This window comes from Olsenella sp. Marseille-P4559 (assembly GCF_900605015.1).
Taxonomy (GTDB): domain Bacteria; phylum Actinomycetota; class Coriobacteriia; order Coriobacteriales; family Atopobiaceae; genus Tractidigestivibacter.
Genome location: NZ_LR027573.1, coordinates 924727 through 951661 on the forward strand (window position 1 = coordinate 924727; position 26935 = coordinate 951661).

A 26935-nucleotide genomic window follows, 5' to 3' on the forward strand; every position below is an offset into this window, starting at 1 on the left:
ACCCCATGCCGTGGGATCCCGTTGAGGCCGAGCAGCCCCAGCAGGTCTCGACTGCGGCACCTGCCCCCGAGTCCCCGGCAGGCGCCGGTTGCCCGAGAGGCGCAGCCGCCTCAGGAGCGTCATCCTCCTCGTGAGCATGCGCGTCCGCATCGTCATGCGGAACCCGCTCGCCTGCCGGGGACTCGGGGGCAGGTGCCACAGTCGAGACCTGCTGGGGCTGCTCGGCCTCAACGGGATCCCACGGCATGGGGTAGGATGACGCCGCTACCTGCGGTGCGGGAGCTGGCGCGGGTTGCGGTGCTGGCGCGGGCATAGAGGCCGCAGCACAATCGTGCTGGGAAATCGCCTGGTTGGCAAGGCTCGACTCAACAAATATGACTTCGCGCGGACCAAACACGGAAGCCACGACGGGCAGGTAGAGCTCACGGACGTCCGCGCGCTCGAGCATGCGTGCCGCAAAGTGCGATCCCGTTGGCAGCGAGACGGTGAGCTTCGCACCGTCGTCCGAGACGATGCTCGAGTTGAGAAGCAGGGAGCCCCTGGACGCCGACTTGGACATAAGGCCCTCGGTCACGCGCTTCCAGTTGCGCTGCAGCGTTGCGCCATCAGTAATGGCGGCACCGACGGCAGGTGCAGGCGACGGACGAGAGGCGACTGCCGCCGTGGAGCTCGGTGCGGGGACCGGCTGCGGCGTCGGTACCGGATGAGGTTCCGAGGTAGGTGCCGGCTGCGGAGCCGCCTGGACCGCCGGTGCCTGTCGAGACGGGACCGCCGTCTGGGGCGCCGGTGGCGACACGACCGGAGCCGAAGCGGACTCCAGTGCAGCAGCCGGCGCGGGCTCCGGCGCAGCAACCGGCGCGCTCGCAGCCGCGACGCCGCCGGCGCGACTGGGCACCGACAGCGCGGCAACTTGGCGCTCGAGCGTCTCGACCCTCTCGGCAAGCGACTCCAGCGTGAGGTCGCACTCCGGTCGGACAATCCTCGTAAGCGCAATCTCAAGAGCAAGGCGCTGGTTGGTGGCCGTGCGCATCTCGCCGGAGGCCTCGCCCAGGATGGAGAGCACACGCGCAATGCGGTCAGCAGAGCCAAAGGCCGACGCTGTCTTGGAGAGTCCGGCGAGCTCATCCGGGGAAGCGGCAATGACCTTTGACGGGTCGCCCACCACGGCTGTCACGTACACATCGCGCACGCGAGCCGCCAGCTCGCGCGTGAACTGCAGCAGGTCTCGCCCCTCGGCGACGAGGCGTGCGACCTGACCAAAGAGCGTGCCCGCGTCCCTTCTGGCAATCGCCAGGGTGACGTCTCCCAAGACGGAACCGTTGGCCTCGCCAAAGAGGTCCTGCGTTGCCGAAAGCGTTATGGCCCCGTCACCAAAGACCGAGACCTGCTCAAGTGAGGTAAGCGCGTCTCGCATGCCCCCGCGTGCGTGGCGCACGACAAGCTCGAGCGCGGCGTCCTCGTACGTGAAGCCCTCCCGGCTGCACACGTATGCAAGGTGGGCCTGCATCTCGTTGGCACCTATGGAGTGGAAGTCAAAGCGCTGCACACGCGAGAGAATCGTGGCCAGGATTTTCTGCGGGTCTGTCGTGCACATGATGAAGACGACGTGGCTCGGCGGCTCCTCAAGCGTCTTGAGCAGCGCATTGAACGCTGCCGGGGTGAGCATGTGCACCTCGTCGATGATGTAGACCTTGTAGCTCCCGCGGACGGGGGCAAAGTTCACGCGGCTGATGATCTCTTCGCGGACGCTGTCGACGCCCGTGCGAGAAGCGGCATCCAGCTCGAGCACATCGGGGTGCTCGCCCGCGGCAATGAGCTGGCACTCCGCACAGGTACCGTCCGGAAGGTGCCCTGCACCGCGCTGGCACATGAGCGCCTTGGCAAGGATGCGCGCCATGGTGGTCTTGCCGGTACCACGCGGTCCGCAGAACAGGTACGCATGGCTCACCTTGCCCTCGAGCACCGCGCGCTTGAGGGTCTCGACCACGTGCTCTTGGCCGACAACCTCTTCGAACGTCTTTGGACGGTACTTTGTGTAGAGCGATTCCATGGGACCTCCGCGACTCGCCTTAGACGTTCAAGTATACCCGCGACGACACGAGCCCATAGCGATGGGCAAAGAGCAGGAAAGGAGAAGCCCCCCTCATCTTCGATATGGCCGCCCGCCACGTCTCCAATGAGGCCGTTGCGCAATGCCAATGCCCTGCATCCTGATATTTGGTACGTTTGTAATGTATTTTTGGGCTGGCGAGAATGGCGAGCCCATCCGCGTTCACGTGGGAATCAGGTGGCCGCCGGACAGTGACGCCAAGCCTTGGCTGGCGAAGGGCGGTGGCCACCCCATGTTGCAAGGTGCCGGGAAGGCAAGGCCTCCCCGGCACCTCGTCTACGAGACAAGGGGACTGTCCCTTTGTCTCACTACTGCTGGGCGCGCCAGCGCTTCATCTTCATGTGGCGGCGCACGAAGTACGTGACCAGCAGCGCGATGATGGCTGCCTGGGCGACCTCGACGGCAGTGATGATCGGGCTCTGGTGGTACAGCCCCACCGAAAGCGCCTTTGACGCATTTGCCTCGGTGTAGAGGATGTTGTGGGCGGCAGCGCGCAGCGCCTGGTGGCCGGCTGCGGTATCCAGGGTGTCGCCCGTAAGCTTCGCATTCTGCAGGAACGTAAGGTAGAGGTCGTTGCCGGCACGCAGGCCGCGGTTGATGTCGACCGTATCGGCAGCCATGATGCAGTCCGTCACCACAGAGCCACGGAACCCCCATTCGTTACGCAGCACCTGTGTAAGCAGGGCGTAGCTCTCTGCAGTGGGCGTGGCACCCAGGCGGTTGTAGGAGCTCATAATGGCGGTGGCGCCGCCGTCCTTTACCACAAGCTCAAACGGACGTAGGTAGATCTCACGCATAGACTGCTCGTTCGCCCACGTTACAAGGCCACCCGCATCGCCACGGTGGGTCTCCTGGTCGTTCAGGGCAAAGTGCTTGACGTAGCAGTACACGCCCTGGGACTGGATCCCGCGGACCTCTGCGGCGACGATCTCGCCGGTGAGAAGCCCGTCCTCGCTCACGTACTCGTAGTTGCGGCCGCCAAAGGCCGAGCGGTGCATGTCGGCGCCGGGAGCGTAGAGGCCGCCCACCTTGAGCGCCGTTGCCTCCTGTGCGAAGAGCTCTCCCACGCGCTGCGCCAGCTCCTTGTTCCACGTGTAGCCAAGGACGCTCTGGCCGGTGAGCTGGGTCCCCGTGTAATTGGCCATGATGTTGTTCACGCCGTTGGGGCCGTCGCACTCGACGATCGCGGGCTTGCCCACGCTCTTGGCCGAGAAGGTCATCCAGCCGCCGTTGGAGACGAGCATCTTCTGCTCGTTAAGCGTCATCTGGTCGAGGAGCTTGTCCCACAGCGGATCGTCATAGGGGAGCCCGGCCATGTCGGCCAGAGTGAGGCCGTTCCTCGCGCCATAGGTGACGTCCTCGGTCTCGCTGTCGTCGAGCCCAGCGGGGTTCTCAAGCGCATCCTTGACCTCGGCAGACGCCTCCTTCTCGGCAGGCGCCATCGTGGGGAAGGTCCCTGCCCAGTCGGCACGCGAGAGGTACATGATGCCGTCACCAAACGAGACGTCATCGAACTGGTTGGTTGCGGCGGTGTCATCCGTGGAGCGGGCACCGTCGTTCGCGTCGTTGTAGATATAGTCGCGGTCGATGGTCACCGTGCGGGTGTCAACCACGTCATGCGAGTTGGTACGCAGGCTCACCTGGTAGTCACCGGCCTCGAGCACGTAGGCGCCGCCTTGGGCCTTGACGCCGGTGTAGTCGTAGCTCGCCATGTCCTCGTGGGTCCAGCTGATGGTGACGGTCTGCGTCTCGCCGGGCTCCAGGAGCTTGGTCTTCTCGAAGCCACCCAGGACCACGGCGCTCTTCTCGATGCCGCCCTTGGTGTAAGGAGCGCTGTAGTAGCCCTCCACAACATCCTTGCCGGCAACGCTGCCGGTGTTGGTGACGTCCACCTTCATCGTGATGGTCGTGCCGTCATCGGTGAAGCCAGAGATCCTCTCGCCAAACGTGGTGTACGAGAGGCCATAGCCAAACGGATACTGCACGGTGGGGTCGTAGTCGATGAAGCCATCTGCCGCAGCGGTCTCGAAGTAGCGATACCCCACGTAGATGCCCTCAGTGTAGTCAACCCAGTGTGCGCTGTCGGAACCAGAGGCGGCATCGCCCGAGCCCGAGAACACGGCGCTGTTGAAGCCTTGCACGTTAGAGTAGTCGTGGGCGCCAAAGTTGTAGTAGCTGGGCGCGCTCTCCACCGCATACGGGAACGTGTCCACCGTCCGTCCGCTGGGGTTCACGGCACCCGTGAGCACCTTGCCAATGGCATTGCATCCGGTGGAGCCAGGCATGCCAACCCACAGGGCGGCGTCAACCTGAGGGCTGTCGACAAAGCCCAGCTCCATAGCGTTGGGGCTGTTGAGAACCACAATCACACGGTCGAAGTTCTCCTCGACCATGGCGAGAAGGTCCTCCTCGTTGGGTGTGAGCTCAAGGTAGCTGCGACCGGTCTCGGAGCCCCCGTAGTCTGCCATGTCGCGGGGCAGGTCATAACCCTCGCCGCCCTTGCGCGTGATGACCACGATAGCTGTGTCAGAGTATGACTTGGCGTTGTCGATGACATCCTGGTTGTAGCTCGACTGCGGCAGCTCATAGAGGTTCCAGTCTGTGCCAACAAGGCGGCGGTCGCCGGTCTCGGGAGAGACGGCGTTATCGCTGTAGAACTGCCCAAGGTCTGGGTTCACGGTAAGGCCCGCGTTCTCGAGGCCCTGGTAGAAAGTAACGTTCTTGCTCTCGTCGCCAGAACCGGAGCCCGTTCCCCCGTAGGAGAAGTTGTTTCCCGCCGTAGACCCAAAGACGTTGACCTTGGCAGCACCCGCAAGCGGCAATGCTCCGTCCTGATTCTTGAGAAGCGTGATGCCCTCCGCCTCGACCTCCTCTGTGATGTCGCGAGTGGCCTGGCTTGCCTACTGCACTTCGGTCGAGGTGGTGTCTGGACGAGTTGTGAACGTTGTCACGACGTCAAAGTACGGCGAGACCACCACGCCCACCAGCACCGTCACCGCCACAACCATGGCCGAGACCATGCACATGATCACGAAGAGCGCCTTCCTCGGCCTCTTCACGGGCTTCTCGGCCTTTTTGCCTGTTTTCTTCTCTGCCTCTGTCATCCCAACACTTCCCTCCTTGCGCCGAGCATCCTGCCCGGCAGTCTCCCCTGACCCTAGGGACCGCTCATCGACACCTATGATGTCTGTAGGCAGGCGGGCATTGGATGCGCTGTCATAATCGGATGAGGCGCGCGACTTATTTGGAAGCTGGGAAGGCGAGCGATGGCTTACAGGATCCTAATCGTCGAGGACACGCCCGCAGAGGCGGACGCGCTCCACGCTCACCTCAACCGCTACGCCGCCGAGAAGGGTCTCGACTTCACTGTGACGGTGCTCTCCTCTGCAATGGAGTTCGTGAGCACGAGCCACCCGGCGGACCTCATCTTCATGGACATCGACCTTCCCGGCATCAACGGCATGGAGGCCGCGCAGATCCTTCGCGAGCGTGACGGGGAGACGCCGCTCGTCTTTGTGACCAACCTGGCGCAGTACGCCGTGAGCGGCTACCAGGTGGATGCGCTCGACTTCATGGTCAAGCCCGTGGAGTACGCCGACTTTGCCCTGCGCATGGACCGGGCGATGCACGTGGTGAAGCGCTCCTCGGCCGAGACCCTCGCGCTTCCCACGGCGGACGGCGTGCGCGTGGTGCGCCTGGCAGACGTGCTCTACATCGATATCGTCAAGCACGACCTTCACTACCACCTCGCCGGCGAGATGGAGCCCCTGCACATGCGCGGCACCATTACGCATGCAGCGTCACAGCTTGCCGACAAGGGATTTCTCAAGATCGCCGCAAGCTGCGTTATCAACATGGCGCAGGTAGCGCGCATACGGGCCACCTCCGTGGTGATGTCGGACGGGACGGAGCTCTACTACAGCCGCTCGCAGCGCAAGGCCGCGCTCGAGGCGCTCGCCGCCTACGTGGGGAGGAGCGTGTGATGCCTTCGATGCTTGCTGGCCTAGCGAGTATGGCGGGCCTCTTCCTCCGCATCGCGTTGGGCATCACGCTCTTTGCGAGCGCACTTGAGCCCCATGAGCATTTCTGGCGCCGGGCACTCGTCGTCGCGGCTGTGTGCGCCGGAGTCATCGCATGCGCAGCGGCCACTGCCGTCGGCTCGTGGATGCCAGCCGGAGACGCCGCCCCCAGCCGCGCGACCTCATACGCCATCCAGATGGTCTTCTTCTCGGCGCTCCTCGTGGCATGCACCGCTGCCGTCGCCTACCTTTGGGACGCGAGCGTGTGGGCGTCGCTCTTCTGCTGCTCTGCAGGGTACGCAATACAGAACCTGGGTTCCGGCATTGGCGAGATGGCATGGCTCCTCGTGAGGGGGACGGGCCCTTCGGCGGCCCTGGGGAGAGAGGAGCCCCTGAGTGCGTTCACGCTCATGGCCTGGGCGGCGACGATTGCCACGTACGCCGTGGCCTACCCCCTCGTCACGCGCCGCCTGAGCCGTCACGGGTTGGAGCAGGTGGGCAACCGCTCGATGATCGTGATGATGGCCGTGGTCATCCTCATGGTCATAGGGTTTGACCTGGTCATCAAAGGCCTTTGTGAGTTGGGAATCCCCGTGGCATACGCTGCCATGCTGCGCCTGGTGCATGGCTTTGTGTGCGTATTCACGGTGTGGATGGAATACGAGCTTCTCGTGAACCGACGGCTCGCGGCCGAGCGTGACACCACCGAGCGCGTGCTTGCCGAACGCGAGCGTCAGTACGAGCAGAGCCGCGAGACCATCGAGGCAATCAACCTCAAATGCCACGACCTACGCCACCAGATAAGGACGATCGCCGGAGGAGGTACCGTTGTGGACGGGGCGACCCTCGACGATGTGGCTCGCGAGGTAGACGTCTACGACGCCGCCGTTCGCACGGGAAACGAGGCCCTGGACACCATCCTCACGGAGAAGAGCCTTCTCTGCCAGCGCGAGGGCATCACGCTCACCTGCGTGGCAGACGGGGCAGCGTTGGAGTTCATGGCACCGGCGGACATCTACGCACTCTTTGGCAACGCGCTCGACAATGCAATCGAGGCGGCATGCGGGGCGGACAAGCGCTCCATATCCCTCGTGGTGCGACAGGCCATGGGCACCGTCTCGGTGAGCGTGGAGAACTACTACCGGCCGAATGCCGCCCCGCGCTTCTCGGGTGGGCTTCCCCTCACGAGCAAGGGCAACACGCTCGACCACGGCTTTGGCATGCGCTCCATGCGCGCAATTGCCGAGAGGTACGGGGGCACCCTGGCGGCGCGTGCAGCGGAAGGGGTCTTTCACCTCGACATCATGCTGCCACGATGAGACAAGAGGGGTTTCCCTTTGTCTCACTTTTTTCCTCAGATATAGCTATCTACCTACCCGATAGCCAGCCACCGTTATTTCGAATTTGAGAACTGCCACAGGTGCAGTTACAGTTACCTGTATGCTTATCACTAGCGGACATACCACCCTCGCGCTGATGCGCCAGCAGATGCCCAAGCCCGGGCACCCTCTACGCTAGCCCGCCGCCGGCCCTGCCGATGCGTCGCAGCCGGCGAGAGGAACCGGGCGTTTTCGCGCGTGGCCCCCGCAAAGGGTCCCGCACCCCCTGCAGGCAGACGGCACGAGTTGGACGGCAGCTTTGATTTCACTAGAGCATCTCTCCAAAACCTTCGAGAGCGGCAGCAGCGTACACGCGCTTGACGACGTGTCGCTCACCATCCCCACCGGTGACGTCTTTGGCATCATTGGCATCTCCGGTGCCGGCAAGTCCACGCTCGTACGTTGCCTCAATCTGCTCGAACGACCCACGTCGGGCAGCATCATGGTCGACGGCACCAACGTCACCAACCTCAAGGGATCTGCTCTGCGAGAGTACCGTCGCCACGTGGCGATGATCTTCCAGGGCTTTGGCCTTCTCGCCCAGAAGACCGCTCTCGAGAACGTATGCTTCCCGTACCTGGCAAGCATGGGCAAGGTAACGGACGAGAACCGCAGGGAGGCCCTGGGCTACCTTGACCGTGTGGGTCTCGCCGACCGCGCAAGCTCATATCCAGCGCAGCTCTCAGGCGGACAAAAGCAGCGCGTTGCCATTGCGCGTGCATTGGCCTGCCATCCGGACTACATCCTCTGCGATGAGGCCACCTCGGCCCTCGACCCCGCAAGCACGGCGTCCGTGCTACGGCTGCTTAAGCAAATCAATGCGGAGACGGGCGTCACCATCATCGTGATCACCCACTCCATGCAGGTGGTCGAGGACATCTGCAAAGACGTAGCCGTGCTTGTCTCGGGCAAGGTGGTTGAGCAGGGAAGCGTTGCGGAGGTCTTCGCTAACCCACAGCATGAGGTAACCCGTCAGCTTCTAGGAAGGGAGAGTTGGGATGAGTAGCCTGAGCTCCTTCCTGGACCAGTACGGGGCGCTTCTCGGCGGAGGCCTTGCCGACACGCTCGTGATGCTCTTTGTCTCGACCGCGCTTGCCTATGTGATCGGCATAGTGCTTGGCGTGATTCTCCACGTCACCGCGCCGCGCGGCCTGCACCCCATGCGCACCCTCAACGCCGTGCTCGGCTGGGTGGTGAACATCAGCCGCTCCATCCCGTTCATCATCCTGTTGGTCTCGATGTTCCCGGTGACTCGCGCGCTCGTCGGCACCACCACTGGGGTCCAGGGCGTGATTCCTCCCCTCGTGCTCTCTACTACACCGTTTGTGGCCCGCATGGTCGAGCAGTCGCTCGCCGAGGTGCCACGCGAGTCCATCGAGGCAGCCGAGTCCTGCGGGGCGTCCATCCCGCGCATCGTGGTCTCGGCGCTGCTCCCCGAGGCCCTGCCCTCCATCGTCCGCGGCGTCTCGATCACGCTGATCGCGGTCCTGGGCTACACGGCCATCGCCGGTGCGGTCGGCGCTGGCGGCCTGGGCGACATCGCCATCCGCTACGGCTACTACCGCTACCAAGACGAGGTCATGATCGCCACGCTTGTTCTCATCGTCATTCTCGTCCAGGTGATCCAGAGCACCTGCGACGCAATCGCCAAGAGGATCGACCACCGCTAGCCGGCACGCCATTTGGCATCTCTCGAACAGTCTCACAACACTCGAAAGGAATCCACCATGATTACCAGAAGGAGCTTCATTGGCACCAGCTTTGCCGTTCTCGCCGCAACCGGTCTTGCCGCCTGCGGCAACTCAGCGTCGAGCAGCAGCTCTGGCTCGAGCAACGGCTCTGCGGCAACCAAGACCCTGACCGTCGCCGCCTCGCCCTCTCCCCACGCGGAGATCCTCAACAACTTTGCGGCACCCAAGCTCAAGGAGCAGGGCATCGACCTTCAGACCAAGGAGTACACGGACTACATCATCCCCAACCAGGTGACCACTTCCGGCGAGGTTGACGCCAACTACTTCCAGCACATCAACTATCTCAACAACTACAACGAGGAGAACGGCACCGACCTCGTAGGCGTGGCCGCCATCCACTACGAGCCGTTCGGCATCTATGCCGGCAAGTCCTCCGACCTTGCAGGCATTGCCGACGGTGCACAGATCGCCGTTCCCAACGATCCCACCAACGAGGGTCGCGCGCTCCTTCTCCTCCAGCAGGAGAACCTCATCACGCTCAAGGACCCCAATAACCTCGAGGCCACCCCGGTCGACATCGCCGATAACCCCCACAACCTGCAGTTTGTTGAGGTCGAGGCCGCCGCTGTCCCGCGCCAGCTCCAAGACGTCGACTTCGCCGTCATCAACGGCAACTACGCCATCGAGGCCGGCTTCCACGTGAAGGATGCCGTCGCGGTGGAGTCAAAGGACGGCAAGGCCGTCGAGCAGTACGCCAACTACATCGTGACCACGCCCGAGAAGAAGGACGACGACCGCATCGCCGCGCTGGTCAGCGTCCTCACGAGTGACGACTTCAAGCAGTACCTCTCCGACACCTACGGCCAGGACGTTCTTCCCGCGTTCTAATGGCGTAGGCAGGCTCCCTGCCAACCCATCGCTGATGCCCCGGTGCGGCGAGCCCGCTCCGGGGCATTTTCTATGTCCATGGCCAGCATTCTTGCGGCCAAAGGGGATAGGCCCACCCCACCCCAATAGACCGATGGCCACCGCCTCCCAGGAAAAGTGCGCACGAATTCAATCTAGGAACGCCCAATCCAGCGGTTTCCCAAGAGCGAGGTACGCGCCAATCGAATTCGTGTTCACTTTTCGGGCGAGAGGCCCAAGGCCCATGCGTCGGTACGGGATCTGGCCACGGGATTCGAGTCTCCGCCTCATACAAGAACGGCCCGCCCCCAACCGGGAGCGGGCCACAGGCCGTACGCGGTTACGCGAGGAGAACTTCCGCGCTACTTCTCGTCAGACGCCTTCTTGTCGCCCTTCTTGACCTCGGGGACGTCCACAGCGTCGCCGTCCGTTTCCTCGGCACCCATGAGCTTGTGGTTCTTCACAGCCTTGTAGCCAAAGAACGCCGCCAGTGCCACGAGCGCAGCCGAGCCTCCCCAGACGCCATACTGCCAGGGCGCCACGCCGTAGGTGATCTTGGAGCCGGGAACCATGCCGTTCATGGCATTGGAATTGGCAACGGTGTAGAGCACGCGGTGCATGGACTCGCGCATCTGGTTGACGACCGTCGCGGTGTTGGTGCCCTCGTACTCGCCGGTCATGGCCGAGTACGTAAGCTGAAGGTCGGTACCAGCATAGATAGCCTGGTTCTTGTCCATGTAGTCGTACAGTTCAAAGTCCGTGATGACCATGCCCTTGAAGCCCCACTCGTCACGCAGGACCTCGGTGCACAGGCTCTTACGACCGCCGGCCCACTCCGCGCCAACGTAGTTGAAGGAGCTCATCACGCCGGTGCAGCCGGGCATGGTCTTGGTCGAGACGGTGCCCTTGTCGTCCGAGATGTACTTCATCTCGTACGTGGCCTCCTTGATGGTGGTCTCGAACGGACGCAGGTATATCTCGCGCGCAACCTGCTCGGTTGCCCAGGTGCAGACGTGCTGCACACGGTAGGACTCCTGGTCGTTCATCGCGAAGTGCTTGATGTAGGCGTAGCAGCCATTCTCGGCAGCGCCGCTCACCACTGCCGCGCCGATCTTGCCGGCAAGCAACGGGTCCTCGGAGTAGTACTCGAAGTTGCGGCCCGCGAAGGGCGAGCGATGCATGTTCATAGCCGGTGCGTACCAACCGTTACAGGAAGACGCGAGAGCCTCCTGGCCGATCATCTGGCCCATCTGGCGCATGAGCCCCACGTTCCAGGTCTGGGCCATGACGACCTCGGAGCAGTAGGAGCAGTTGCCCGTAGGGCCCGTGAGGGAGGTGAAGCCGGCAGGGCCATCGGGATCAACCGTGGCAGGCTTGCCCACGGACTCGATCTGGGGCGTGTTGTAGGCGTCATCGTTCAGACAGGTTGCCATGTCCTCAACGGAGAGCTGGTCGAGAATGTCATCCCATGCCTCGGAATCGTAGTCCTCGCCGCGCATGTCGATGAGCTGCAGGCCGTTGTCTGCACCAGTCGTGGGCATCTGGGCCGAGGGGTCCTCGTAGTCCTCGAGCTTCCACTCCACCAGCTCGACGCCGCAATCCGCAGCGCTCTTGTCGGTCGCTTCCTCGGGGAACGTGCCCTTGAAGTCCGAGCGGGACATGGTCTTGACGTTCTTCTCCATGTACTGGGTCATGTCGTCGAACTTGTTGGATATCGCGGCCTCGGTTGCCGAGTCGGTGGTGTACTTCTTGGCGTCCAGCGTGACGGTCTTCTCATCCACAACGGTGTGGGAGTCCGTGCGCAGGCTGATCACGTAGTCGCCGGCATCGAGCACGTACGCCTGGTCGTCAGAGCTGTACGACGCCATGTCACGCACGGGGAACTCCACGGCGACCGAGACGCTTGCGCCGGGGTCGAAAAGGTCAGTCTTGGCAAAGCCGCCGAGGACAACGGCGGGCTTCTCCAGTCCGCCCTTCGTATACGGCGCGGAGTAGTACACCTCAACAACGTCCTTGCCGGCAACGGAGCCCGTGTTGGAAACCGTGACCTGTACCTTTACCTGGTCGTTGTCCGTGCTCACGGAGTCGAGCACCTGCGAGAAGGTCGTGTACGAGAGGCCATAGCCAAACGGGAAGACGACGGCGCTGCCGTAGTCGAAGCTGGAGTAGTTGCCCGCCTCGGCCTCGATGGCAGCGGTCTCGTAGTAGCGATAGCCGTAGTAGAGGCCCTCGGCGTACTCGACGAAGTACGCGTTGCCCGTAGACTTCTCGGGATAGTAGTTCTCGACGTCCGTATAGCGCTTGCCGCCAAAGTTCTTGAACGTCGGGTCAGCCGTGAAGTCTGCAGCCCAGATGTCAGTGGTCCTACCGGAGGGGTTCACGGTGCCAGCAAGCACCTGGCCCACAGCAGCGGCACCGGTGGCACCGATGGAGCCGACCTCGAGGATGGCATCGACCTCGTACTCGCCGCTCATCAGCGGGCCCAGCTCCATGGAGGTGGAGAGGTTGAGAATCGCGATCACCTTGGTGCAGGCGGCCTTTGCGGCGGCGATGACACTCTTCTCCTCGACGGTGAGCTCAAGCTCGTGCTGGCCGTCGACGTAGTTGGCTGTCTCGCTGTTGGCTTTGAAGTTCTCCGAGACGCCGGAGTCAACGTCACCCTTGAGGTCGCGGGAGAGGTCGCCGCCCTCGCCGCCGCCACGACCAATGAAGACCAGGCCAACAGTACCATTGATGGACGCCTGGGCGTCGGAGCTGTAGTCCGACCAAGGAATCTCACCAATGTAGTAGGTGGCCGTGGACTGGTTGTCCATGGTGATGTTGGCCTTGTCGTAGTTGGAGTAGTTGTCGTTGATCCAGTTGTAGGCAGTGTCGTTGATGGTGAAGCCCGCTTGGCTGATGCCCTGGTGGAAGTTGATGCACGACGATGCGTCAACGGTACCGGAGCCCGAGCCGCCATAGATGGGGTCGGCTGCGGTGCGGCCGAGCATGCTCACGGTATTGGAAGTAGAGAGCGGCAGCGCGTCGTTGTCGTTCTTCATGAGGACGATGCCCTCGCCCTCGATGATGGTGACCAGCTCATTCGCCGCCTCGGTCGCCTGGTTGCGGCCACGGTAGTTTGCGGTGTAGTACTCGGCGTCCCAGTCCTCGGACCCGGCGACCTTCTCGACCGTTGCGGGACGCCCACCCACGTAGTGGTCGAGCAGCGAGCTGAACTTGTTCGCCGCGACGTTTGCGGCAGCGGTGACGCCCAGCAGGCCAACCGATGCGATGGTCGAGCCGATGAACTTCCTTCTCGTAGTGTTCTTAGCCATTCCCACTCCCCTTACGTTCCCTCCGGCGCGATGGCCGCTTGTTCGACGATAAGGGTAGACAGCGGGCAAGGGCGGCACCCGATGGGGTCGCATCTGGTTAGATATGCGTCGCAAACTGCAACCGCTAAGCAGCAGCGGTGCTTTGGTCTATCTCAAACTCCGTACCAATAACCTCGCTGGCCTTGGAGCGAATCCACTCGCCTGGATTTTCAACATCTACAAGCAGCTCGTTTGCCGATGCCATGTCATCGGTGTAGTCGTGCGCGAGGTAGACCGTGTCAACGTTGCCCTCCGCATGCTCGATGAGCGTGTGCCACGCCACGTTCTCTATACCAACCCCCCTGAAATTCACCTGATGTCAACTGTTGGCTTGTGCTGTAGCGTTTGTGCTGGCGCCGCCACCGGGCTCCCCGTCACCGGAGCCGTTGAGACATCTTCGAGCACGCAACAGCGTCCAGAGCCCGGCGGAGTCCGAAGCCGCCTCCTTGGCTCCCGGCGGATGCGGGCGGCTGCCAATGGGATCGCCGCACAAAAATGGGGCCTAGCTTCGGCGCCAGGCCCCTTGCGGGATGCATCCGGAAGGAACGGGAGGGGAGCCGGATGCCGCAGTGGCGCTAATGGGATATGGGAGAAGCGCCGCCACAACCTGAGAATAGGACCCACCAAACTCAGGCGAGGCCTTTGGGCACAGGCTGCTCCCCAGATGGCACGAATGGCATCCCGACCTTTCCGACTGACCAAAATCATGGCCTCGCCACCAAGTGGCAGGGTCCCTCGACATCCGTCCTCCATAGAGAGTGGGCCATGTTCCCTCACGCACATCTCGTACTACAACATGCTATTGATGCCGTCTGCGGGACGTTGCTTTCGAGGGTCACGCTTGCTTTTCGACGGTGACAGCATATTGGGCGAGTCTTTGGGGAGCTCTATGACCCAAATGGTAGGAACGAGACTGTTGGCGTACGACCCAGAGCGAAGCTGGCCAGAGAAGTGCTGAAGCGTCTGCCCGATTACACCACGCAGGAACTGCCGGCAGGACACCCGCCCATCACGGAACACACCAATAGGCACAAACTACATCTTGACATTGCCAGCCGGCAGCAGGGCGCACCAAAGTCGGCCCCCACGTCCATGACGCGGGATTTCGACGTTTAGACATGCGTAAACGTCCGAGAAGCGCGGCGACCGTCGACCCCGCAAGCGCCCGCCTCCCGCCGCCATCCGCGCCCTACTCCGCGTCGGCAACCTTCTTGGCGCCCATGCGAGCGCGAATCGCCCCGGCGACCGCCGGAATCACGGACACCAGGATAATCCCCACAACCACAAGCTCGAAGTGCTCCTGCACTGCGGGGATGCCGCCGAAAAAGTACCCCAGCAGCGTGAACAGCGTGGACCACGTGATTCCGCCCAGCACGTTGAAGATGACGAAGTTGCGCCAGTGCATGCCACCCATGCCGGCGATAAACGGCACGAACGTGCGAATGAACGGGAAGAAGCGCCCCAGGAAGATGGCGAGGTGGCCCCACCTCTCCAGGAACTTCTCGCTCTTCTCCATGCGTTCGGACGTCATGGCCTTGACCTTGCCAGAGGCCACGATTCGCGTGCCAAAAAAGTGGCCAATCATGAAGTTGCACTGGTCACCCAGGATGGCGGCCGCCCACGCTACGCCGAGAAGCGCAAAGATGTTGAACCCCCCGCCCTGTGCGAAGAACCCGGACGCAAACAGCAGCGAGTCGCCCGGCAGAAACGGGAAGAACACCACGCCCGTCTCGATGAAGATGATGAGAAAAACGAAGCCATACGCGGTGAGGGGGCCAGCCGCAATCCAGCCAGCGATAGCCGCGCGCGGATCGCGGAGTAGGTTAATGATGAAGTCAACGAATCCCATGGACAAACTCCCAGTTCAAGCAGGGGGCAGGACAAAAATCGGTCTACAAAAAAGCCCCAGCGGCCGTGATGCGCGCGACCCGTGGGGCATGACAGCGCGCTCGATGGGAACGGGTGCCCGCCAGAGGCCCCTTATGGCTGCTGCCTCCCGGCCCTGACCAGGTTCGAGGTGTTGCGTCACCCGAACCCATCCAACGCGCTAGTGAACACTCTACCAAAGAAGCGTCAGCGCTGCCGCTGCGCCACCAAAACGCGACAAAGGCAATACCGCGGGGGCACTGCAGGCCTGGCAGGCGCACCTGCCCCGACGCCGCAACGGCACAGGAAAGCGTCCGCCGACCGCAAGGCCAACGGGCGCGAGAGGGAGGGCGGTGTAGCCAGGCTCCCCCGGGTTATTTCTTCTCGGCGAGCCTCTCGTACACGTCGATGAAGTCCTCGGCGATGATGCGGAACGATTCGGCCTGCATGAGCTGGTCCTCCGCATGGACAAGAATGAGCGAGAAGGTCACGTTCTTGTTGTCGATGGCAGACTGCTGGAGAAGCGACAGGTGAGCGGTGTGACCCTCGTTAAAGTCCTTGTTGCCGCTCTCGATGAGCGCCTTCGCGCCCTCGATGTCGCCATCCTTGGCCTTCTGGATGGCCTCAATGTACTGGGACTTTGCCGAGCCCACCGTGGCAATGATCTGGAACGCAGCCTCCTGCGTGACCTCAAGCCCCTCTTCTTCGGTAGCCATTTCGTGCCTTTCTGCGCGAGATGCGCAACGGTCGTTGCAGTGCTGGACGCTGTCCCTACTCGCCCATCAGCTTCATGGCGTCGCCAAGGATCTTCTTGGCGTTCATGCGGCCGTAGTCGGTCATCGCGATGACGGCGACGGGCTTGTCGCCGGCGGCCTCGACGGCCTCCTTCTTGGCATAGGCAATCTGGGGGCCAAGGAGCAAGACGTCCGCCTCATCGACAAGCTCGAGCGCCTTGTTCAGCGGGTTGGCCTTGATCTGGACGTCTAGCCCCTGGGCCTGGGCCTCCTTCTGCATCTTCTGAACGAGCAGACTGGTGGACATGCCGGCATTGCAGGCGAGCAGAATGGTCTTCATGGCAAATCTCCCTCGTACGTGCCCTTCCGTGTGACCGGTTGGGCGTTTCCCTTTCCCTCTCTTGGTGCAACGGGCGGCCGGGCTGACATCCCGGCCGCCGCAGAACTATGTGCTCCTATGCTGCCTCAATGGCCTCGGCCTCGGCAGCCTGCTTAGCCTGAACGCGCTCAGAAACCTTCATGAACGGCAGGTAGATGGCCATGCCGAGCGCAAACTCGATGACCTGCCAGATGACGGCGACCACACCGGCGGAGCCACCGCCCACGGCCAGGAAGCCGGAGATGAAGACCGGGGTGGTCCAAGGGACCATGACCACGCAGGGCGCAAGGATGCCGGCACAGGTGAGCGCGTAGGTCAGGCCGATGAACAGGTCGGGGACGAGCACGAACGGAATCATCAGGGGCAGGTTGTACACGACGGGGTAGCCGTAGATGACGGGCTCGTTGATGTTGAAGATGCCAGGGAGCAGGGCGAGCTTTGCGATGTCCTTCGAGGCCTTGTTCTTGGAGAACAGGAAGGTGTCGGCAAGGAGCATCAGCGTGCAGCCGGAGCCGCCGATGAGGGCAAAGGTGTTGATGATCTGCATGTTCATATAGTGGTCGGCTGGGATGGCCTCGCCGGCGGCGAACATGGCCATGTTCTCGGTGATGAGGATGGTGAGGATGGGCTCAGCCAGCACGCCAGAGATCGTGGACTGGTGAATGCCCAGGCAGAAGAGCAGGTTGGCCAACGTGTAGACCAGGATGATGAACCACGGGCCTGCATTCACAAAGCCCTTGAGAGGAGCGGCGATGCAGGTGTTGATCAGTGACATGAGGTCGGTCGACCAGATGCCGTGGAGCAGGGCGGCGACAAGGCCAAAGATCGAGAGCGTGATGAGCATGGGGAACATGGTGTTGAACGAGTCGGACACCGCGGGCGGGATGCCCTCGCCCAGATTCACACGGAGCCTCTCATTCTGGGAGAGCTTGATGAACACCGTGGTAGCCACGAGGCCGATGATGATGGCGCCAAAGAGGCCGTTCGCGCCGGTGTAGGTCTTGGAGAACACGTTGGAGACGGAGCTGGAACTCACCGAGGAGAGCTCATAGCCCTCGGGAATCGCGAGGCCGCTCTCGACCTCGTCGCGGCTCACGGCATAGGCGTCGGCGCTCGCATCGGTCGTGCTCTTGTACGTGAGCTCGGTGAAGTCAGAGATGGAAGCCGCTGCGCTGTTGACGGTTTGCGGCATCATGATGCATAGGGCGGCGATGCCGATGACCACGCATGCGATGGCGTTCTCGAAGCGCTTGTTCTTGGCGAGGCAGTAGCCCGCGATGCCCGCAAGCACCACCGTTGCCACGTTGAGCGTACCCTGGGTGATGGCGTTTCCCCAGTACTGGGCGGCCGCGAGCGCGTCGCCGGCAAGGAACAGCGGGAACACGACGTTGTTGATGAGCACCGCGATGCCCGCCAGGATGTAGATTGGCATGACGGTCGCAAAGGCGTCGCGCAGGCTCCTGAGGTGAACCTGGTTGCCCACCTTTGCAGAGAACTCCGCAAAGCTGTCGAGGAACGACTTCTTCCCATCGTCCTGGACGGTATCTTCTGCCATTACTCTCCCCTTTCCGTTTGGTGTCTCAGCCAAGCAAAGCTAGTCGACCACGTGGGTCGTAGCTACCTTCTTGAGCCAGGCGGCAGACTTCTTCGGCCGCCTGTTGTATCCATCCTCAAGATCCACCTCAACGAAGCCGTAGCGGTTCTTGAAGGCGTTGGCCCACGACCAGTTGTCGATCACGGCCCAGTAGTGGTATCCGCGGCATTTGGCGCCATCCTGGATGGCACGGGCAATCCACTCGAGGTGGCGGCGGACGAAGTCCACGCGGTAGTCGTCCTGGATGACGCCGCTCTCATCCTTCCTGAGGTCCTCGCGCTCAATGCCCATGCCGTTCTCCGAGACGAACCACTCGAGGTCTGGGTACTCGTCGCGGGTCTTCATAGCAAAGTCGTAGAGCCCCTGGGGATAGATCTCCCAGCCGCGACTCTTGTTCATCTCGGCCTCGGGCCAGACGTAGGGCTGCGCAAACTGGGGGATGCCGTTCTCGTCCACGTCGGCCGCCGGCGCCTGCACGCGCTCAGGATGATAGTAGTTGCAGCCCAGCCAGTCGACCTTGCCATCGGAGAGGATGAGGTCATCCTCCGGGCGACGGGGCAGCTCGATGCCGCGCGACGCCAGCGTGGAGATGACGTCTTGCGGAAGCTCCCCCCTGGTCACGAGGTCGAGCCACCAGCGGTTGCACACGCCATCGGTCATGCGTACGGCCTCGAGGTCCGCGTCGCTTGGGTTCTCGCGCGTGTAGGGCGGCGTGAAGCAGTTGATAAGGCCAATGCGCGAGTCGTCGAGGAGGCATCCCTCCTCCTTTGCCGCGCGGTACTCGCGAACGGCCAGCGCGTGGGCAAGCGAGATGTTGTACTGCACCGCACGGGCTCGCGCGTAGTTCCTGATGAACGGATACCACTCGCCATTCGTGTAGCGCTGCTCCGGCTCAACGATCGGCTCGTTGAACGTGAACCAGTGGCGAATCTCCTTGCCGAAGGTGCGAAACGCCAGAGTCGCGTAGTGCGCGTAGGCCTCAACCACCTCGCGACTCTCCCATCCACCGCGGCGGAACAGATGGGTGGGCATGTCAAAGTGGTAGAGGTTCACGAAGACCTCGAGGCCAACCTCGCGGGCATCCGCGAAGAGCTCGTGGTAGTACTTTGCGCCCTCCGGGTTCACGTTGCCATCGGCATCAAGCAGGCGGCTCCACTGGATAGAGGTGCGCATGGAGGTAAGGCCCAGGGACTTGAGGAGCTCCAGGTCCTCGTGACGACGACTGGAGAAGTCGTTGCCCGCGTAGGAGCCCACGCGGTTGTGGAAGTCCGTGATGTTGAGGTTGGACCACGTGTCCCACAGGTTCTCAAGCTTTCCACCGTCACGCCAGCGGCCCTCCGTCTGCGGGCCGGACATGGCCGCGCCAAAGAAGAAGTCATCCGGCAGCCTGCAGCTCTCTTGTGCCAACGCTTGCCCCCTCCCTTCTCTCCGGGCGTGCGCCCGGTAATCACATCTTTATACATGTGCTATTCCTAATCTCACATGTCAGATTATATCTTTTAGAATGTTCTATAAATCAGAAATATCGCTTTACTTTAAGCGGTAGATATTTAGCGGTGAGTGGGGTCCTCGCGCCGGCGAGGACCCTTGCCGCATTACAGTTACTCATGTGAGAAAAGAGGTGCGCCGCCGTGCTCAAGTATCAAATCGTCATTGATGACCTGCGTCTTGCTATCAAGAACGGGACGTATCCCGCGTACTCCCAGCTGCCGTCCGTAAACAAGCTGTGCGAGCAGTACGAAGTGAGCAAGATCACCATCAACAAGGCCCTGGGTGAGCTTGAGACGGAGGGGCTCATCTCCCGCAGGCGCGGATCAGGCTCGTTCGTGAAGAAGGTCGAGACCTCAAGCGCCACCCCAGGCGCCAATGACGTCTCCGGCCAGATGACGGGCTTTCTCAAAGAGCACGAGGCACGCGGCGAGAAGGTCGAGACCGTGGTCTACGACTTCTCCGTTGTGCGACCGCCACACCATGTTGCCGTGGCTCTTGATGTGGACGACGATTCCTTTGCCTACCACGTATGCCGCGTGCGCTGCGCCAATGGCAAGCAGCACGTCATCGAGTACACCTACATGCCCATCGACGTGATTCAGGACCTCAAGCTCAAAAACGTGCAGACCTCCATCTACTCGTTCATCGAGAACGACCTAGGCCTCAAGATTGCCAGTGCGCACCGCATCATCAGGGCGGTAATGCCCACGGCCGAGGAGAGAAAGCGCCTCAACGTCCCCGAGGGAGAGCCCTTGCTCGAAGTGGAGCAAATCGGCTGCCTGGATGACGGGCGTCCGTTTGAGTATTCCATCTCGCGGCACGTCCACAACTACGAGTTCCATTCGATTTCGACGAAGTAGCGACAACGGGGAGCGATTCAGCCGACGAATGTGTTGCAGCGCGCTACACATTCGTCGACGTTTCTGTGACGTCCTGCGCTCGTCACACATTCGTGCACGATTGTGTGACGGTCCGCAACACATTCGGCGATGAGAGAAAGAAGGGCCTAGAACGGCGGAAGCCAGCCGACACAGGGCCTTACCAGCTCAGACAATAGACGGGGGCCCACGGACTGATCAGATCCGAAGGCCCCCACTTTTGGCAGCTGCCAAGCTGTTTGAAGCTCACGCAGGTCGCAGCGCAAGGTCCATGCCAGTCACGCCGCGCGCCTCTGCTCACGGTATATCATGCCCCAAGACGGCGCCCTCAACCGTGCCCGCGGCGTGAACGGTTCAATCCATCGGCCAAGCACACGTGGCAGACAATTTGTCCACAACCTCGCATGGCAAGGCGGCCCGCACGTGCCCGACGACACGCCACACAGACACGCCGCTGTGCCACGCATGCGCCCCGATGCGCTACCATGCTGCACGTATGCGATGGCAACAAGGAGGACCCATGGCAAAGAGGCCCAACGCAAAGGCACGCAAGGCGACCGAGGAAGCCGCCCGTCAGTCCAAGCTCGACAAGCGGTACGGCAAGCCCCTCTTCTCGCTCTCATATGACATGAACGAGTACGAGCTGGCCCGCGCGGCCAACCTCTACGGTCCCGACCGCATGAAGGACCTCTTCAACGGCGTCGCGATCCTCTCGCTTGCCCTGCTCATCTTTGCGCTCGTGAGCATGGGCGACAACATCGCGCTCACCATATCCCTGCTGGTCATTGCCGTTGTCACGTCATCTATCACCACCAACTGGAGCCGCTTTGCCACCTTCCTTGCGCGCAAGAGCACGCTGGGCCTGGTTGGCGAGAACAACCGCCACCACATCGTGGTGACCGAGGACAAGGTTGTCGATGAGGGCCCGGACGACCGCGTGGCGGAGTATCCCCTCTCAAAGCTCAAGCACTCCCGCTCGAGCAACGAGGCCACGGTCGTCAACTTTGGCAGCAAGCGCTACGTGTACATTCCGCGCGCACCCATGAGCGAGGGCCGCTACCAGGCGCTCATTCGCTTCCTCCTCGACCACGAGCCCAAGAAGGGCAAGCACTAGGCTCTCCGGCCCCACGTCTGCTGCCAACAGCTCTCGCCCATACGCCGAAAGCGGGCGTACGATGTGCCCTACAACGGGTATGGACTCTGGTAGCGGGCCAAAGGGGGTCTCTGTCATGAGCATTGTTGCAGCTTTTGCCGTTCCGCATCCGCCACTCATCATTCCAGGCGTGGGTTCTGGACGAGAGGAGATTGCCGCCACCGTCGCTGCGTATGACGAGATGGGGCGCCGCGTTGCGGAGCTTGCCCCAGACACGGTTGTTATCTCGAGTCCACATTCGGTGATGTATGCGGACTACATCCACATCTCGCCGGGACGCGGTGCCTCGGGTAGCTTTAGGCAGTTTGGCGCGCCGCAAGCCCGCTACGAGGCGACGTATGACCAGGAGTTCGTGCATGCGCTTGTCCGTGCGTGCAGGCGGGAGTCCCTCTCCGCAGGCTGCAAGGGGGAACGCGACCCGTCTCTTGACCACGGAACCATGATTCCTCTCCACTTCATCCGGCGCCACATCAAGGACTTCGAGGTTGTGCGCATGGGGATATCGGGTCTCTCGCCCGCAGATCATTACCGCATGGGCATGCTGGTGCAGCGTGTCGCCAAAGACCTTGGGCGCCGCGTGGTCTATGTGGCGTCTGGTGACCTCTCGCACAAGCTGCTCGAGAGCGGCCCGTACGGCTTTGCGCCCGAGGGCCCGCAATTCGACGAGAAGGTCACGCATGCCTTCTCAACGGGGGACCTGCTCTCCCTCCTCACGATGGATCGCGGCTTTGCCGAGCGTGCAGCCGAGTGTGGCCTGCGCAGCTTCCAGATCATGGCCGGTGCCCTTGACCGCACGGCCATCAAGCCAGAGCTTCTCTCCTATGAGGGTCCCTTTGGCGTGGGTTATGGTGTTGCCGCGTTCACGCCCGTGGGCGAGGAGGGCATGGACGAGAGCCGTGCGCTTCTCGAGCAATACGAGGCATTTTGCGAGGCAGACCTCGCACGTCGCAAGTCGAAAGAGGACGCGTACGTCTCGCTTGCACGCTTCTCGCTTGAGACCTACGTGCGCGAACGGCGCCACGTCACGCCAAGCGAGAGGCCCGGCCTTCCCACGGAGCTTCTCTCAACCCGAGCCGGCGCGTTTGTCTCGCTCAAGAAGGACGGCGAGCTGCGCGGATGCATTGGCACAATTGCGCCGGTCCAGGACAACCTTGCGGAGGAGATCTGCGCGAATGCAATCTCCGCCGGAGAGCACGACCCGCGCTTCCCGCCCGTATCCGCAAGCGAGCTGGGCAGGCTCGTCTACGACGTGGACGTTCTGGGCGCGCCCGAGCCTGTGGAGTCCATGGACCAGCTCGACCCCAAGCGCTATGGCGTCATCGTGAGCTGCACAGACGGCAGGCGCGGACTGCTCCTGCCGGACCTTGACGGGATAGATACCGTCTCTGAGCAGATAAGCATTGCCGCACGCAAGGGCGGCATCGACCTTTGCCGCGACACGTACCAGCTCCAGCGATTCGAGGTCGTGAGGCATACGTGAGTTCCAGCAGCACATCCGGCCCCATCATCTGCGATGTCTGCTGGCACCACTGTGCGATCCCCGAGGGAGGCGTGGGGTTCTGCCGCGCGCGCACCTGCAGGGACGGGCGCGTGGCAGCAGGTAACTACGGCCGGCTCACCTCCATCGCAGTTGACCCCGTTGAGAAGAAGCCATTGGCAGAGTGGCACCCTGGATGCCGCGTCCTTTCCGTGGGAAGCTATGGCTGCAACATGCGTTGCCCGTTCTGCCAGAACTTCGAGATATCGCAGGGGGGCGCAGGCGGCGTTCCCTGGCGCGAAGTCTCACCACATGAGCTGGTGGACCTGGCGCAGGACTGCGCGAGGCGTGACCCGACGGTCATTGGCATCGCTCACACATACAACGAGCCCCTGGTTGGCTGGGAGTACGTGCGAGACTGCTCAGAGCTTGCCCACGAGAAGGGACTTACCAACGTGCTCGTCTCCAACGGGTGTGCATCCACCCACGTAGTGGGTGCTCTCGCACCGTTGCTTGATGCCGCAAACATAGACCTCAAGTGCTTCTCGGCCGAGGGGTATCAGGGACTGGGCGGCTGCCTTGATGACGTTCGGGCGACGATAGAGACGCTGGGAACCAGCCCCTCCTGCCACCTTGAGGTGACGACGCTTATCGTGCCCGGCCTGAACGACTCCGAAGCCGCCATGCGCCAGGAGGCGGCATGGCTTGCCGAGATAGACAGGAGTATCGTGCTGCACGTCACGCGCTTCTTCCCGCGCTGGCACATGGCCGATGCCCGCCCCACGCCCATCTCGTGCGTGATGCGCCTTGCCGACGTTGCGCGAGAGTGCCTTCCCCACGTCCATGTGGGGAACTGCTAGGCGACGGCGTAAAGCTGTCCGCCAACGTCAGCGCAGTCGAAAAGGCGTCCGCCTGGCCGATGCAGGCGGACGCCACGCCAACGAGACGCAATCACGCTCTGACCCGTAACCTACTCCCTGTGCGCGCGATAGAACGCGATGAGCGCCTGCGTCGATGCATCCTGCTGCGAGAGGGCCGCGTCGTCATGGAACGCGGGGGTGATCTGCTTGGCAAGCTGCTTGCCCAGCTCAACGCCCCACTGGTCGAAGGAATCGAGCCCCCAGACCGTACCCTCGACAAAGACGATGTGCTCGTAGAGCGCAATGAGCTCGCCGAGCGCATGCGCGTCGAGCCTAATGCCAAAGATGGACGTTGTCGGGCGGTTACCCGAGAAGCAGCGCGCGGGCACCATCCACTCGGCCGTGCCTTCGGCACGGACCTCGTCGGCGGTCTTGCCAAAGGCGAGCGCCTTGGTCTGCGCGAGGAAATTGGAGAGGAACAGCTCGTGCACGTCCTGCTCGCCATCCTTGGCGGGGTTCGGCGTATTCACAAAGGCGATGAAGTCTGCCGGAATCAGGTGCGTTCCTTGGTGAATGAGCTGGTAGAACGAGTGCTGGCCGTTGGTGCCGGCCTCACCCCAGAAAATCTCACCCGTCGTGGAGGTGGCTGCGGTCCCATCCCAGCGCGTGGACTTGCCGTTGGACTCCATCGTGAGCTGCTGCAGATAGGCCGGGAAACGGTGTAGGTACTGGTTGTAGGGAAGGACCGCGTGGCTCTCGGCACCAAAGAAGTTCGAGTACCACACGTTGATGAGGCCCATGAGCGCCACAGCGTTCTTCTCGAGCGGCGTCTCGCAGAAGTAGCGGTCAACGTCGTGGAAGCCCGCAAGGAACTCGTCGAAGACCTTGGGGCCAAAGGCAATGATCAGCGAGAGGCCCACCGCAGAATCGACGGAGTAGCGACCGCCGACCCAGCTCCAGAAGCCAAAGGCGTTCTGCGGGTCGATGCCAAAGTCCTCGACCAGCTTGAGGTTGGTGGAGACGGCCACGAAGTGGCACTTCACCGCGTCGGCAACAGAGGCCTCGGAGCCATCGATGGCACCCGCAGCCTTAAGCTCGCCCAGCAGCCATGCCTTTGCCTCGCGCGCGTTGGTCATGGTCTCGAGCGTGGTGAACGTCTTGGAGACGACAATCACCAGCGTGGTCTCGGGGTCAAGTCCCTTGACCTTCTCGGCCATGTCGTTGGGGTCGATGTTGGAGACGTAGCGTACGCCAATGCCCGCGTCTGCATAGGGCTTGAGGGCCTCGTATACCATGACCGGGCCAAGGTCAGAGCCGCCGATGCCAATGGAGACCACGTTCTTGATGGCCTTGCCGGTGACGCCCTTCCACTCGCCAGAGCGCACGCGCTCGGCAAAAGCGTACATGCGGTCGAGAACCTCGTGCACGTCTGCCACACAGTCCTGGCCGTCCACCACGAGCTTGCCTGCGTCCGCAGCGGGACGGCGCAGCGCGGAGTGCAGCACCGCGCGATCCTCGGTGGTGTTGATGTGGACGCCCTCGAACATGGCGGCGCGGCGCTCCTCGACGCCCGTCTCACGTGCCAAGTCGCACAAGAGCCCGAGGGTCTCCTCGGTCACGAGGTTCTTGGAGAGGTCAAGGTGCAGGTCGTTGAGGTCATAGGAAAACTTGCTCACGCGGCCAGCGTCCTCCTCGAACCACTCCTTAAGGCTAATGCCATCTGCAACGAGCTTGTCGTGGTGGTCCTGAAGTGCCTTCCAGGCAGCAGTCCGGGTTGCGTCGACGGGTGCGGGAATGTTTGGCATGGCGTGCTCCTTGTCGTAGTCGACAACATACAGTTCAAGGATAGCGCGTCTGCACGTCAACTGAATGCTAGAAAGGCTCTCCCAAAGGAGATATCTGCTTGAGCCTTGCCCACATGACCTGTTTCTGGCGCGAGCTGCCAAGGGCATTGGCAAAGCCACCCAAGGCAAGGACGCGAACTCCGCGCACGTAGACCACATAACCCGGCTCGAGCATGGCCTCCTGGAAGCTATGCATGTTGGCAAGGTCGTCGGCGTAGGCATCACGCACGGCCTGGGCGGCAGCGCTATCGCAGCACACAAGCGTCGCGGGGTCGAGCGCCGTGAGCGCCTCTCGCACAAGAGACGCCGCAAGGGCACCCTCGCTCCCCGGTGCCGGCAGGAAGAGCGTGCACCAATCCTCCGGCTCATAGCCAAGCTTTGCCAGCGACTTTCTCAGCGCCACGCCATCTGGGCCAGAGAGAAGCTCTGCCCCGTCGCGCTCCTCAGGCGAGAGCTCGCCCTTGGCGAGAACCACCGCGGAGAACGCATTGCCACCCATGTGCACGCCATGGGTCGCCAGGCCAGAGAGCTCTGCACGGACCTTGCCCACGTACGCCTCGCGACGCCTGTCCCGCTCTGTTGCCATCGCGCCTCCTTGCAGTGCCGCCTGTCGCTCGCCTAGTTTGCAACCGCCGCAGCCCCAGTGCCACTCGCCAGGGCAACCGACCGCTCGCATGCGATGATAGAGATAGCATTTTGCACCTCATGTCATACCCAGTGTAAATCGGGTATAAGCCGTCTCGACACGAAACCGCGGGCGAATGCGTCCGCATCCGCTGGGAGGCAGACATGGCTACAGCCGCTATCACTACCGACAAGTTCGACTCCGTCATAGCCAGCTCCGCAAAGCCCGTCCTCGTTGACTTCTGGGCGTCCTGGTGCGGCCCCTGCCGCGCCCTTGGCCCCGTGGTCGAAGAGGTCTCTGGCGAGCTGAGCGACAAGCTCGACGTCTACAAGTGCAACGTGGACGAGGAGGCGGACCTAGCTACCAGGTTCCGCATTGTCTCCATCCCCACGCTCATCCTTTTCAAGGCCGGCAAGCCCGTCCACACGATGGTGGGCAACATGCCCAAGGCCGAACTCAAGAAGGAGCTTGAGGCCTACCTGTAAACTCTCGTGCGGGCAGGCCGGCAGCCGCCACTTGCCCTAGACTTGTGAGCTACGCGGGGCAGATGCCCTTCTGGCGTCTGCCCCTTTTGAT

General features: G+C 62.5%; 22 protein-coding genes and 1 other RNA gene. 10 read left to right on the top strand and 13 right to left on the bottom strand.

Features of this window, described 5'->3' with window-relative positions; genetic code table 11:
• The 3 genes from dnaX to E0E00_RS04275 all read right to left on the bottom strand — a co-directional run.
• Nucleotides 1-2050 (bottom strand): DNA polymerase III subunit gamma/tau (gene dnaX, locus E0E00_RS04265; protein WP_130811675.1); only part of this gene is annotated, 2050 nt, incomplete at its 3' end.
• 368 nt (nucleotides 2051-2418) lie between these two features.
• Nucleotides 2419-4989, bottom strand: coding sequence for a glycoside hydrolase family 3 C-terminal domain-containing protein (locus E0E00_RS04270; protein ID WP_371683378.1), 2571 nt, complete (start codon nucleotides 4987-4989; stop codon nucleotides 2419-2421).
• Nucleotides 4990-5010: 21 nt separating this feature from the next.
• On the bottom strand, nucleotides 5011-5214 hold the full coding sequence (locus tag E0E00_RS04275; protein ID WP_130811313.1) for a hypothetical protein: 204 nt from the start codon (nucleotides 5212-5214) through the stop codon (nucleotides 5011-5013).
• 162 nt (nucleotides 5215-5376) lie between these two features.
• Between E0E00_RS04275 and E0E00_RS04280 the strand changes: the two genes are divergently transcribed.
• From E0E00_RS04280 to E0E00_RS04300, 5 genes are all read left to right on the top strand, one after another.
• Complete coding sequence (locus E0E00_RS04280; protein WP_130811314.1) at nucleotides 5377-6093, top strand: LytTR family DNA-binding domain-containing protein; 717 nt, start codon at nucleotides 5377-5379, stop codon at nucleotides 6091-6093.
• Entirely contained in the window at nucleotides 6093-7448 is a 1356-nt protein-coding gene (locus E0E00_RS04285) for an ATP-binding protein (protein ID WP_130811315.1), read from the top strand. Before E0E00_RS04280 ends, E0E00_RS04285 begins: the two co-directional genes overlap by 1 nt.
• Nucleotides 7449-7767: 319 nt before the next feature.
• The gene (locus E0E00_RS04290) at nucleotides 7768-8514 is read left to right on the top strand and encodes a methionine ABC transporter ATP-binding protein (protein WP_130811316.1); all 747 of its coding nucleotides are present in this window, start codon (nucleotides 7768-7770) and stop codon (nucleotides 8512-8514) included.
• On the top strand, nucleotides 8507-9178 hold the full coding sequence (locus E0E00_RS04295) for a methionine ABC transporter permease (protein WP_130811317.1): 672 nt from the start codon (nucleotides 8507-8509) through the stop codon (nucleotides 9176-9178). The genes E0E00_RS04290 and E0E00_RS04295 overlap by 8 nt, the downstream gene beginning before the upstream one ends.
• A gap of 57 nt (nucleotides 9179-9235) precedes the next feature.
• The gene (locus tag E0E00_RS04300) at nucleotides 9236-10087 is read left to right on the top strand and encodes a MetQ/NlpA family ABC transporter substrate-binding protein (RefSeq protein ID WP_130811318.1); all 852 of its coding nucleotides are present in this window, start codon (nucleotides 9236-9238) and stop codon (nucleotides 10085-10087) included.
• 380 nt (nucleotides 10088-10467) lie between these two features.
• On the opposite strand, the gene E0E00_RS04305 is transcribed toward E0E00_RS04300, so the two are convergent.
• From E0E00_RS04305 to E0E00_RS04340, 8 genes are all read right to left on the bottom strand, one after another.
• Nucleotides 10468-13419, bottom strand: a complete 2952-nt coding sequence (locus E0E00_RS04305) for a glycoside hydrolase family 3 C-terminal domain-containing protein (protein WP_165443548.1) — start codon at nucleotides 13417-13419, stop codon at nucleotides 10468-10470.
• A gap of 124 nt (nucleotides 13420-13543) precedes the next feature.
• On the bottom strand, nucleotides 13544-13741 hold the full coding sequence (locus tag E0E00_RS04310) for a hypothetical protein (RefSeq protein ID WP_130811320.1): 198 nt from the start codon (nucleotides 13739-13741) through the stop codon (nucleotides 13544-13546).
• A 906-nt stretch (nucleotides 13742-14647) separates the two neighbouring features.
• On the bottom strand, nucleotides 14648-15307 hold the full coding sequence (locus tag E0E00_RS04315) for a VTT domain-containing protein (protein WP_130811321.1): 660 nt from the start codon (nucleotides 15305-15307) through the stop codon (nucleotides 14648-14650).
• 97 nt (nucleotides 15308-15404) lie between these two features.
• Nucleotides 15405-15500: signal recognition particle sRNA small type (gene ffs / locus E0E00_RS04320), an RNA gene on the bottom strand.
• Nucleotides 15501-15698: 198 nt separating this feature from the next.
• Nucleotides 15699-16040, bottom strand: a complete 342-nt coding sequence (locus E0E00_RS04325) for a PTS lactose/cellobiose transporter subunit IIA (RefSeq protein ID WP_130811322.1) — start codon at nucleotides 16038-16040, stop codon at nucleotides 15699-15701.
• Nucleotides 16041-16095: 55 nt separating this feature from the next.
• Nucleotides 16096-16398 carry a PTS sugar transporter subunit IIB gene (locus E0E00_RS04330; RefSeq protein ID WP_130811323.1) on the bottom strand — a complete coding sequence of 101 codons (303 nt, stop codon included), beginning with the start codon at nucleotides 16396-16398 and terminating at the stop codon, nucleotides 16096-16098.
• Nucleotides 16399-16513: 115 nt separating this feature from the next.
• Nucleotides 16514-17992, bottom strand: a complete 1479-nt coding sequence (locus tag E0E00_RS04335; RefSeq protein WP_130811324.1) for a PTS sugar transporter subunit IIC — start codon at nucleotides 17990-17992, stop codon at nucleotides 16514-16516.
• Nucleotides 17993-18031: 39 nt separating this feature from the next.
• A complete protein-coding gene (locus E0E00_RS04340; RefSeq protein ID WP_242622126.1) occupies nucleotides 18032-19438 on the bottom strand; it encodes a glycoside hydrolase family 1 protein in 1407 nt (468 codons plus the stop codon).
• Nucleotides 19439-19662: 224 nt separating this feature from the next.
• On the opposite strand from E0E00_RS04340, the gene E0E00_RS04345 reads away from it, so the two are divergent.
• The 4 genes from E0E00_RS04345 to E0E00_RS04360 all read left to right on the top strand — a co-directional run bounded on the left by E0E00_RS04345 (nucleotide 19663) and on the right by E0E00_RS04360 (nucleotide 23890).
• Nucleotides 19663-20382, top strand: coding sequence for a GntR family transcriptional regulator (locus E0E00_RS04345; RefSeq protein WP_130811325.1), 720 nt, complete (start codon nucleotides 19663-19665; stop codon nucleotides 20380-20382).
• Nucleotides 20383-20920: 538 nt separating this feature from the next.
• Nucleotides 20921-21514 (top strand): hypothetical protein, encoded by a 594-nt coding sequence (locus E0E00_RS04350; RefSeq protein ID WP_130811326.1) that lies wholly within the window; start codon nucleotides 20921-20923, stop codon nucleotides 21512-21514.
• A gap of 115 nt (nucleotides 21515-21629) precedes the next feature.
• Nucleotides 21630-23033: an AmmeMemoRadiSam system protein A gene (gene amrA / locus E0E00_RS04355; RefSeq protein WP_130811327.1), complete on the top strand. Its 1404-nt coding sequence runs from the start codon at nucleotides 21630-21632 to the stop codon at nucleotides 23031-23033.
• Nucleotides 23030-23890: a radical SAM protein gene (locus E0E00_RS04360; RefSeq protein ID WP_242622127.1), complete on the top strand. Its 861-nt coding sequence runs from the start codon at nucleotides 23030-23032 to the stop codon at nucleotides 23888-23890. The genes amrA and E0E00_RS04360 overlap by 4 nt, the downstream gene beginning before the upstream one ends.
• Nucleotides 23891-24000: 110 nt before the next feature.
• Here E0E00_RS04360 and pgi read toward each other — a convergent pair whose 3' ends face one another.
• Entirely contained in the window at nucleotides 24001-25695 is a 1695-nt protein-coding gene (gene pgi / locus E0E00_RS04365) for a glucose-6-phosphate isomerase (RefSeq protein ID WP_130811328.1), read from the bottom strand.
• Between the two features lie 67 nt (nucleotides 25696-25762).
• Nucleotides 25763-26320 (bottom strand): hypothetical protein, encoded by a 558-nt coding sequence (locus tag E0E00_RS04370; protein WP_130811329.1) that lies wholly within the window; start codon nucleotides 26318-26320, stop codon nucleotides 25763-25765.
• A 203-nt stretch (nucleotides 26321-26523) separates the two neighbouring features.
• On the opposite strand from E0E00_RS04370, the gene trxA reads away from it, so the two are divergent.
• Nucleotides 26524-26844: a thioredoxin gene (gene trxA / locus E0E00_RS04375; RefSeq protein ID WP_130811330.1), complete on the top strand. Its 321-nt coding sequence runs from the start codon at nucleotides 26524-26526 to the stop codon at nucleotides 26842-26844.
• Nucleotides 26845-26935 lie beyond the last annotated feature (91 nt).

Bases quoted from the DNA above. Each gene is read 5' to 3' on its own strand.
- E0E00_RS04275 (WP_130811313.1), bottom strand. From the start codon at position 5,214: ATGACAGAGGCAGAGAAGAAAACAGGCAAAAAGGCCGAGAAGCCCGTG.
- E0E00_RS04280 (WP_130811314.1), top strand. From the start codon at position 5,377: ATGGCTTACAGGATCCTAATCGTCGAGGACACGCCCGCAGAGGCGGAC.
- E0E00_RS04285 (WP_130811315.1), top strand. From the start codon at position 6,093: ATGCCTTCGATGCTTGCTGGCCTAGCGAGTATGGCGGGCCTCTTCCTC.
- E0E00_RS04295 (WP_130811317.1), top strand. From the start codon at position 8,507: ATGAGTAGCCTGAGCTCCTTCCTGGACCAGTACGGGGCGCTTCTCGGC.
- E0E00_RS04300 (WP_130811318.1), top strand. From the start codon at position 9,236: ATGATTACCAGAAGGAGCTTCATTGGCACCAGCTTTGCCGTTCTCGCC.
- E0E00_RS04305 (WP_165443548.1), bottom strand. From the start codon at position 13,419: ATGGCTAAGAACACTACGAGAAGGAAGTTCATCGGCTCGACCATCGCA.
- E0E00_RS04315 (WP_130811321.1), bottom strand. From the start codon at position 15,307: ATGGGATTCGTTGACTTCATCATTAACCTACTCCGCGATCCGCGCGCG.
- E0E00_RS04325 (WP_130811322.1), bottom strand. From the start codon at position 16,040: ATGGCTACCGAAGAAGAGGGGCTTGAGGTCACGCAGGAGGCTGCGTTC.
- E0E00_RS04330 (WP_130811323.1), bottom strand. From the start codon at position 16,398: ATGAAGACCATTCTGCTCGCCTGCAATGCCGGCATGTCCACCAGTCTG.
- E0E00_RS04335 (WP_130811324.1), bottom strand. From the start codon at position 17,992: ATGGCAGAAGATACCGTCCAGGACGATGGGAAGAAGTCGTTCCTCGAC.
- E0E00_RS04350 (WP_130811326.1), top strand. From the start codon at position 20,921: ATGGCAAAGAGGCCCAACGCAAAGGCACGCAAGGCGACCGAGGAAGCC.
- amrA (WP_130811327.1), top strand. From the start codon at position 21,630: ATGAGCATTGTTGCAGCTTTTGCCGTTCCGCATCCGCCACTCATCATT.
- pgi (WP_130811328.1), bottom strand. From the start codon at position 25,695: ATGCCAAACATTCCCGCACCCGTCGACGCAACCCGGACTGCTGCCTGG.
- E0E00_RS04370 (WP_130811329.1), bottom strand. From the start codon at position 26,320: ATGGCAACAGAGCGGGACAGGCGTCGCGAGGCGTACGTGGGCAAGGTC.
- trxA (WP_130811330.1), top strand. From the start codon at position 26,524: ATGGCTACAGCCGCTATCACTACCGACAAGTTCGACTCCGTCATAGCC.